Origin of the sequence: Pseudogracilibacillus amylolyticus (SeqCode) (assembly GCF_051918545.1) — a bacterium.
GTDB lineage: Bacteria > Bacillota > Bacilli > Bacillales > Amphibacillaceae > Pseudogracilibacillus.
In genome coordinates, this window is record NZ_JBPPZG010000197.1 from 1 (window position 1) to 7,177 (window position 7,177).

Annotated in this window: 7 protein-coding genes, 1 pseudogene and 1 riboswitch; of the genes and pseudogenes, 7 read left to right on the forward strand and 1 reads right to left on the reverse strand. The window is 36.6% G+C overall.

Annotated features, from left to right (window positions below):
- Nucleotides 1–207: 207 nt before the first annotated feature.
- Nucleotides 208–1,335, forward strand: a complete 1,128-nt coding sequence (locus ACPYKA_RS16950) for a HipA domain-containing protein (RefSeq protein ID WP_479543394.1) — start codon at nucleotides 208–210, stop codon at nucleotides 1,333–1,335.
- A gap of 223 nt (nucleotides 1,336–1,558) precedes the next feature.
- Here the strand turns inward: ACPYKA_RS16950 and ACPYKA_RS16955 are convergent.
- A pseudogene (locus ACPYKA_RS16955) lies at nucleotides 1,559–1,700 on the reverse strand (IS3 family transposase); the annotation flags it as partial.
- Nucleotides 1,701–2,025: 325 nt separating this feature from the next.
- Nucleotides 2,026–2,134: riboswitch (TPP riboswitch) on the forward strand.
- 179 nt (nucleotides 2,135–2,313) lie between these two features.
- Between ACPYKA_RS16955 and tenI the strand changes: the two are divergent.
- The 6 genes from tenI to ACPYKA_RS16985 all read left to right on the forward strand — a co-directional run bounded on the left by tenI (nucleotide 2,314) and on the right by ACPYKA_RS16985 (nucleotide 6,956).
- Entirely contained in the window at nucleotides 2,314–2,919 is a 606-nt protein-coding gene (gene tenI / locus ACPYKA_RS16960; RefSeq protein ID WP_479543395.1) for a thiazole tautomerase TenI, read from the forward strand.
- 5 nt (nucleotides 2,920–2,924) lie between these two features.
- Nucleotides 2,925–3,128, forward strand: a complete 204-nt coding sequence (thiS, locus tag ACPYKA_RS16965; protein ID WP_479543396.1) for a sulfur carrier protein ThiS — start codon at nucleotides 2,925–2,927, stop codon at nucleotides 3,126–3,128.
- Nucleotides 3,129–3,169: 41 nt separating this feature from the next.
- Nucleotides 3,170–3,934 (forward strand): thiazole synthase, encoded by a 765-nt coding sequence (locus tag ACPYKA_RS16970; RefSeq protein WP_479543397.1) that lies wholly within the window; start codon nucleotides 3,170–3,172, stop codon nucleotides 3,932–3,934.
- Nucleotides 3,934–4,953 carry a thiazole biosynthesis adenylyltransferase ThiF gene (locus tag ACPYKA_RS16975; protein ID WP_479543398.1) on the forward strand — a complete coding sequence of 340 codons (1,020 nt, stop codon included), beginning with the start codon at nucleotides 3,934–3,936 and terminating at the stop codon, nucleotides 4,951–4,953. Before ACPYKA_RS16970 ends, ACPYKA_RS16975 begins: the two co-directional genes overlap by 1 nt.
- Before the next feature lie 65 nt (nucleotides 4,954–5,018).
- Nucleotides 5,019–5,936: a thiamine pyrophosphate-dependent dehydrogenase E1 component subunit alpha gene (locus tag ACPYKA_RS16980; protein WP_479543400.1), complete on the forward strand. Its 918-nt coding sequence runs from the start codon at nucleotides 5,019–5,021 to the stop codon at nucleotides 5,934–5,936.
- A 33-nt stretch (nucleotides 5,937–5,969) separates the two neighbouring features.
- Nucleotides 5,970–6,956 (forward strand): alpha-ketoacid dehydrogenase subunit beta, encoded by a 987-nt coding sequence (locus tag ACPYKA_RS16985; protein ID WP_479543399.1) that lies wholly within the window; start codon nucleotides 5,970–5,972, stop codon nucleotides 6,954–6,956.
- The last annotated feature ends 221 nt before the right edge of the window (nucleotides 6,957–7,177 follow it).

The following is a 7,177-nucleotide window of genomic DNA, read 5'->3' on the forward strand; positions in this document are numbered from 1 at the left end:
GTGAATATTCTTTTTCACATATGAAATAAAGTGAAAATAATAGCACATTACTCCAGATAATCAGCTGAATTAATTTGAAATAGATAACCTGGAATAATGTGCTAGTTTACAATAAAACTTGATAAACAAACATCTTCCATATCAAGTATTGGAGAAGTATTTGCAGAAGAACATGTACCCTTAGGCATATCAATTAAAAAAGGGAAGGTGAGTCGTGGCGATCTTAATGAATGGTGGGAATCAAGATCCATCCCTGCGAGTCGAGTTGGCATTGAGCGATTACTTGAAACATTAAATATAACATCAACAAAAAAACTACTTGATAAGTCATATGGATTAAGTTTATCTGATCAATATTGGATTTGCCCTGATAACTCTAATTTAAAATGGGATGACATTAACTTTTTTCATCATACCTTTTCAGAAGATGTAGGAAATCTTCTTTTTGATATGGAATATAAAGAAGAAAATATTAATTTATTGTCACCTGATAATACGTCTGATGGGTGGCTAAAAAAGAAATGGAAAATTATTGATGGTAAACGTGTCTTGATTAAAGGTGGTAGTGGTGCAACGCAACAAGAGCCATATAATGAAGTGTTCGCAAGTAAAATTTGTGAGCGATTAGGTATACAGCACATACCTTATACATTGATGGTTCAAGAAAATTATCCATATAGTATATGTGAAAATTTTATAAATCCTGATACAGAATTAATTAGTGCATGGTATGTTATGCAAACAGAAAAAAAGCAAAATCATGTTTCTGTTTACCAACATTATTTAAACTGTTGTGAGCGATTAGGTATTCCTAACATGGTAGATTTTCTTGATAGAATGATTGTATTGGATTATCTTATAGTAAATGAAGATAGACATCAAAATAATTTTGGAGTCATTAGACATGCTGAAACATTAGAGTTCATTGGCGCTAGTCCTATTTTTGATAGTGGAACTTCTTTATGGCACTCTAAACCATTATCATTAATTGGTGTTAATCAAAAAGTGAATTGTAAACCTTTCAAAAATAATCATGAGGATCAAATAAAATTAGTTCAATCTTTTGATTGGTTTGAACCATCTTCTTTGCGCGATATGGAAAGTGAATTTTATGATATAACAACGGATTCTTTGTTCATTGATGATAATAGAAGGGATCAGATTTGTTTAGCTTTTCGTAATCGAGTAGATATGCTATTAGAGTTTGTAAATAAGCGGTCAAAAGAAAAATACTTCATTGGCTTAGACATCCCAAATGATGTGAAAAAAGATGTAAAGTATAGTGGAGATTCTCAACCGCCAAGAAAGAAGAAATTTCGTGATCTTGAACGGTAATCGAATGCCAATCAAAAAGGAAGATGAGCTTAGAGAGGATTTCATCGAGAAGTTATTGAATGAATAAAACGGACTTATAAACATACCTATGGTAATCTCGCAAATCAACTATTTAACTGTTTTATTTATTTCAGGTCACTATATTTACGTTTTCAGAATAAAAACATTGATAAGTCAACGTTTGAGATCATAGAAAATCATTTTTTGATGGGTGTTTATCAAAACTGCCGAAACTTCGCTTAGATTCAACATAAACACGTTTTACTTCTAGTAAGCGCTTCTTTCTTTTCTTTTTTTGACTTTTTTCGAACGCTTACGCCAATGATAAAACCACTTTTCGTAACACCTAATACTTGGCACATCTTAAAATATTTCCTACCTATATTGAAAATTTTTTAAATTAGCTTTACAATATCTTATATAATAGATAGTATTAACATCAAGAAATAAGTTCACATGGTTTGAGACATATACATGCGACAATCTTGATCAACTTATATCACTTGCTGATATGGTCGACTGATTAGGTAATACACTTGAAATGATTTATCGAGTGTATGCCCATTCGTTCCAAAAAATCTAACAAAAAACAGTCCGTGCCTTTAGTGAAAGCGTATCATTTGGGGTTGAATAATAAATAGTCATCTTTAAACATTGTTATATCAACTGTTTGAAGTGACTCATAGATATTTTTATTACTAGGAGTGCTTGTGAAACAAGCTGAGATCGAAGTGTGACTTCGGGATTCTTATAACCTGATCTAGTTAAAACTAGCGAAGGGAAGTGATGTATTGCTATTTTAGACTTGCTATTAGCAAACCACTTTCCTGTACATATTCAGAAAAGTGGTTTTTTTGGCGGATAGGAAAGTATAAAACTTTCCTACTGCATAAGTGCAACTAAGGCACCCGCCATTAAAGGCTTGGCCAATGCCAAGTTTTCTAAATTATAAGTTAGTTAGGAATTAAAGGAGGTCAAATGAAGGGCTTACATATAATTTCAACTGGAAAACAATCAACTGATGAATTTGTAAAAAAGGTTAAAGCAGTTCATGCAAAGATAGACTTTATTCATATACGTGAGAGGAATTGGACTGCCAAGGATCACATTACTGTTATAAAGAAACTTATTGCGGCTGGAATAGACCCTAAAAAAATTATTATTAATGATCGAGTTGATATTGCCGTAATAGGGCGTGCAGGTGGGGTACAGCTAACGTCTCACAGCCTAGATGTGCGTGATGTTAAAAAGTACTTCCCTTCTTTACAAATAGGTTGTTCTGTCCATAGTGTAGAGGAAGCGTTAGAGAAGGAAGAGCAAGGAGCGGATTATTTAATTTATGGTCATATTTTTGAGACAAATTCAAAAATCGGACTAGCTCCACGTGGACTAAAAGGTTTAAACAAAATTACTAGCCGTGTCAAAATTCCTGTCATCGCGATAGGCGGGATTACACCAAATAATCTCTCTACTGTTTTACAAGAGGGAGCAAGCGGCGTTGCAGTTTTGTCAGGGATATTGCTTGCAGAAAATTGTACAATTGCTGCCGTTAAATATCGGGAGAAATTAGCTGAAATGAGGTGAAATGAATGAAATTACATATCAATGGTTCCGTAGTAGAAATACCTGGAACGATCAAAACGATTTCAGAATTAATTAATCATTTTGATTTTAGTACTCCTGTCATTATTGTCGAGCATAACAATGTTATTTTACAAAATGGGGAACATGAAACCACTAAAATAAATGATGGAGATAAAATTGAATTTGTTCAGTTTGTTGGTGGAGGTTGATTTTGCCAGATGTATATAAAAAATAAATGGAGGGAAAAAAGATGTTAAAAATAGGAGATTACGAGTTTACATCAAGATTATTTCTTGGAACAGGTAAATTTTCAGATTTTGATATACAAAAAGAAGCGGTACTTGCATCAGAGACAGAAGTGTTAACATTTGCAGTAAGAAGGATGAATATTTTTGAGCCTAGTCAACCAAATTTTTTAGAAAAGATAGATTTAGATAAATATAAATTTTTACCAAATACCGCCGGAGCAAAAACTGCGGAAGAAGCGGTTAGAATTGCGAAATTAGCACAAGCTTCGGGGATTTGTCATATGGTAAAGGTTGAAATTATCGGCTGTGATAAAACATTGCTGCCTGATCCTGTTGAAACATTGAAGGCGTCAGAACAACTTTTAAATGAAGGGTTTACCGTTTTAACCTATACATCAGATGATGTTGTACTTGCTAGAAGGTTGGAAGAGTTAGGAGTACACGCTGTGATGCCGGGCGCCTCACCAATTGGTTCTGGGCAAGGGATCATTAATCCATTAAATTTGAGTTTCATTATTGAACAAGCTGCTATTCCCGTTATTGTTGATGCTGGGATAGGTTCCCCGAAAGATGCTGTTTATGCAATGGAGTTAGGGGCGGATGCAGTGCTGTTAAATACAGCTGTTTCCGGGGCAAAAGATCCGGTTAAAATGGCAAAAGCGATGAAGTTAGCAATAGAGGCAGGGAAGCTGGGCCATGAAGCTGGTAGAATTCCGATGAAAAGAACGGCGACAGCAAGCAGCCCTTTAGAAGGGATTAGCTTATAATGATGGACCGTTACTCTAGACAAATTTTGTTTTCTCCTATTGGGGAAGAGGGGCAGCAAAAATTAGCAAAAAAGCATGTGTTAATAGTAGGGATCGGGACACTTGGTACCCAAAGTTCTGAAATGCTAACAAGAGCGGGAATTGGAAAACTAACCATTGTTGACCGTGATTATATCGAATGGAGTAATTTACAAAGACAACAATTGTATACGGAGGAAGACGCAAAAAATCGTACACCAAAAGCAGTGGCTGCAAAAGAAAGGTTGCAGGCGATTAATTCAGAGGTTGAAATAGATGCAAGAATTATGGACGTAACACCGATTGAATTAGAAGAACTCGTAGAAGGCGTAGACTTAATTTTAGATGCAACCGATAATTTTGATATTCGGATGATGGTAAATGATATTTCACAAAAACATCAAATACCGTGGATTTATGGCTCTTGTGTAGGGAGTTATGGAATGAGTTTTACGATCATTCCAAATGAAACACCATGCCTTCATTGTCTAATGGAAACAGTCCCCGTTGGCGGACCGACTTGTGATACTGCAGGTATTATCCACCCAGCCGCAAGTCAAGTTGTTGTGCACCAAACGACGGAAGCGTTAAAAATATTGACCGATAATTATGATGCTTTAAGAAAAAAAATAATTTCTTTTGATGTTTGGACAAATCAAATTGTCCAAATGAATGTTTCATCAATGAAGAAAGTGGATTGTGCCTCTTGTGGTGAGGAAGCTACATACCCATTTTTACAATTTGATGAGCAGACAAAAACTGCTGTTTTATGTGGACGGTCATCTGTGCAAATTAGACCGCCAAAAGTGCAGCAACGTAATTTGAAGCAACTAGCTCAACAGTTGGAAAAAACAGGCGGAAAAGTGGAAGCGAATGCTTTTCTTTTATCTTTTACAATCGACGATGAAAGAATGGTTGTTTTTGAAGACGGAAGAGCACTAGTTCACGGAACGAATGATGTTGAAAAAGCAAAGACATTGTATCATCGTTATTTGAGTTAACTAAGGGATGTGAAATTGTGCAATCCATAGCAGGCGCTCGGAATTTTATTGAATTATATAAACAAATGATTCGCATTCGTTATTTTGAAAAAGAAGTGGAACGGAATATGAAAAAAGGACTGTTTCATGGTACAACACACCTTTGTATTGGGCAAGAAGCTACAGCGGTTGGGGTTTGTTCTATGTTACAAGCAGGCGATAAAATTACAAGTACCCATCGAGGCCATGGACATTCCATTGCCATGGGCGCAGATATAAATAAAATGATGGCAGAAATATTCGGAAAAGAAACTGGCTACTGTAAGGGGAAAGGCGGATCGATGCATATTTCCGATGTGGAGGCTGGTAATTTGGGCTCTAACGGAATTGTCGGTGGCAGTATTCCGATTGCTGTTGGCTCTGCACTAACAGCACAGTTAGAGGGGAAGAATGAGGTAACCGTTTGTTTTTTTGGAGACGGCGCCACAAACGAGGGAAGTTTTCATGAAGCTTTAAATCTTGCATCTATCTGGAAACTGCCGGTTGTTTTTGTTTGTGAAAATAATGAATACGGGATGTCCAGTCCGATTAAAAAAATGACCAATATTAATGATTTGTCGATACGAGCTGAAGCATATGGTTTTCCTGGTGTAACAATCGATGGCAATAATCTTTTAGATGTAATGAAAGAAGCAGAAAAAGCGATGCAACGAGCCAGAAATAGGGAAGGACCGACACTTATTGAAGCGAAAACATATCGATTTAGCGGACACTCAAAAAGCGATAAACAACTTTATCGTTCAGCTGAAGAAGTGAAGGAGCGGAGAAAAAAAGATCCCATTATGCGATTTGAACAGATTCTTATTCAAACTTGTGAAATAGTAGAAAAGGATATGTTAAAAATTAAACAAGACATTCAAAAAGAAGTAGAGGATGCAACTATTTTTGCTTTAGAAAGTAAAGAACCAAGTATGGAAGAGCTTTTTACAGACGTTTATGCATAAAAAGTATGAGCTCATGCTTAAGGGGATGATTGGATGCGTGAGTTAACCTATCTGGAAGCAGTCAGGGAAGCATTAGCACAGATAATGAGACAAGATAAAAAAGTGTTTTTACTAGGTGAGGACATTGGAGAGTATGGGGGAGCTTTTGGAGTTACAAAAGGTCTATTAGAGGAGTTTGGTGAGGAGCGCGTCCGAGATACACCAATTAGTGAACTCGGTATTACTGGTGTTGCAGTTGGGGCAGCATTAACAGGAATGCGACCAGTCGTAGACATTCAGTTCTCAGACTTTTTGACATTAGCACTAGACCAAATTGTCAACCAAGCTGCAAAAATTCGTTATATGTATGGCGGAAGGGGAAGTGTTCCACTCGTTGTCCGTACACCAAGTGGTTCTGGAACGGGTGCTGCAGCTCAACATTCCCAAAGCTTAGAAGCATGGCTGACACATATACCCGGGCTTAAAGTGATCCAGCCATCTTCAGCTTACGATGCGAAAGGGTTACTTATCTCGGCAATAGAGGATCCTAATCCGGTCATTTTTTATGAACATAAATTATTGTATAAAAAGAAAGCCGAAGTTCCGATTTCACCGTACACGATTCCCCTTGGAAAAGCAGATATAAAAAAGAGTGGAGATGACTTGACGATCGTAGCTACCGGAATCATGGTTGAACGATCTTTGGAAGCGGCACAAATTTTAGAAAAAGAGCAAGTATCAGTCGAAATAATTGATCCACGGACATTAGTGCCTTTAGATGAACAGTCTATATTAGATTCCGTTGCTAAAACCGGACGTTTACTAGTCGTTCATGAAGCGGTAAAAAGAAGTGGATATGGAGCGGAGATTGCGAGTATCGTTGCAGAAAAAGGTTTTTCTTATTTAAAGGCACCAATTAAACGATTAGGGGGTCATCCCGTTCCGATTCCTAATAATAAAACTTTAGAAAGTGCCGCTGTTCCGCAAGTGAAAGATATTATTTTTGAAATAAAAGAACTAATAAAAGAGGCTGAGACATAAAAATCGAATGGCTACTATGTATGTTTTTAGAATGATACTATTTCTACTGTTTTATCTTAATACATATTTGAAGGAAACTGTGCAGCAGTGAAAATTTAACTTCCTACGAAAATGTAGACGAGTTACAAAGTAAAATACCGCTGCGGAAATACATTCCGCTTTCCGCAGGCGGCTGATGAGCCTTCCTTGTGCTACGCACTGCGTTGTCTCACCTAGGCCTT